The sequence below is a fragment of the Listeria farberi genome (genome assembly GCF_014229245.1).
In the GTDB taxonomy this organism is placed as follows: Bacteria; Bacillota; Bacilli; order Lactobacillales; family Listeriaceae; genus Listeria; species Listeria farberi.
This window is the reverse complement of the sequence record NZ_JAARZJ010000047.1, coordinates 1-1567: the sequence shown is the minus strand read 5'-3', so window position 1 is coordinate 1567 and position 1567 is coordinate 1. Positions and strand designations below refer to the sequence as shown.

Annotated in this window: 1 protein-coding gene; it reads right to left on the bottom strand. The window is 30.8% G+C overall.

All coding sequences use genetic code 11. The features are described from left to right. Positions 1-150 precede the first annotated feature (150 nt). A complete protein-coding gene (locus HCB45_RS15100; protein ID WP_235004700.1) occupies positions 151-1488 on the bottom strand; it encodes a toxin Cry1Ac domain D-VI-related protein in 1338 nt (445 codons plus the stop codon). Between the last annotated feature and the right edge of the window lie 79 nt (positions 1489-1567).

Here is a 1567-nt window from a genome sequence, read left to right as displayed (position 1 = left end):
CACTAATGTTATCCATTCTATACAATCAATTGCACCACTCCTCTCAAAAAATTAAACATAAAAAAAGACTAGATAAAATGTATCTAATCCTTTAATATCAATTTTTTATATAAAAAAAGAGACTGATTAATTTAACAGCCTCTTTTTCGATTAATAATTTAATAATTCCTGCTCACTTGTGACATTAACAATGTAAGCACCTCTATGCAATTTTTGTAATACAGTCGACATATGCGAAGTCGAAATTGCTACACATCCTGCTGTTGGAGCGCCATTAGAACAATGTAAGAAGAAACCAGAACCTGCTCCTTTAGTTCTGCTTGCATTATAATTAATTACTACTCCATAGCGATATTGCGTAGGATAACTAGCCATGTGTTCATCTGCTTTATTTGATGAACTTCTTTCTTGCCATGAATTATATTGACTATCATTAACATTAGAAATCCAATAACTTTTATTAGTAATTTGTCTAAATGGTAATGATGTTCCAGGATTACTAGTACCAAATGCAAATCCTAAACTATACGCACCCCGAGGCGTTCTACTATGGTATTCATCAGCAGAACCAACACCTTGTGAACCTACTTTACCTGAGGTAGAAAAAACCTGCTTCCAATTACCATTAGTTTTTTCCCAAAATTTAACTTGTGCATTCGTACCACTCGCAACAACAGTAATAATTTGATTAGTCCGAGAAGCTAAATTCATTTTTGCCACAATCGGTTGTTCTGATGTATTACTACTAGGCTTCCTATTTGAATTATTAGTATCAGACTCATCACTAACAGAGTTATCATAGTTTGAATTTGTCTGAGTATCTTGTGAACTATTTGAATTGTTGTTTCTTTTGGTAGTTGAACTGTTTCCACTTTTCTTTGAAGAGCCTTGCTCAATTATTTTAGATTTATCATTTTCATTACTTTCTTTATCCTTAGCTTCGAACTGGGCTTCTTTTTTAGCAATTAAATCACTTGCTTTTTTGACTTTATTTTCCAATTCTTTTTTAGCTTTATTTTGAGGTGTTTTTTCTTTAACGACTTTATTCACTTCATTAATTTTAGCGCGAGTGATGCCCTCAGCTAAAGCTTCTTCTTTACTATCTTTAAATAAAGATTCAACCTGTTTAATAGATGCTTCAACAGATTTATATAATTGTTTTGCTTTATCAACATCACTATTCAAATTGTTTTTTAATGTTGTATTCGTGATTTTCTTAATATTATCTTCTATTTTCTTTACATCATCTACAGAATAAGTATCATTTAATAACGTTTTTTTCTCATCAGCAAATAATTCATTTACAGTACTTGTAGTATTTTTTTCTAAGGCATTTTTAGCATCCAATGCTATTTTCTCTTCTTTTTGCTTTTGTTTTTCCTCTTCGGCTCTTTCGTGTGAAGCGTTAATACTAAAGGCAACAAATGCAATTAGTAAAACAAAACAAACACTCACAAGCGTTATCCCAACTCTTTTTTTATTCATCATTCAATCTCTCCCTTTTCTCATGTTAGTAAAAACAATCAAAAATCTTATTGATTGGTATGTATACTATACAGTATACAAA

What these genes read in the sequence shown, in the direction of transcription:
- HCB45_RS15100 (WP_235004700.1), bottom strand. Translation starts at nt 1,488, where the DNA reads ATGATGAATAAAAAAAGAGTTGGGATAACGCTTGTGAGTGTTTGTTTT.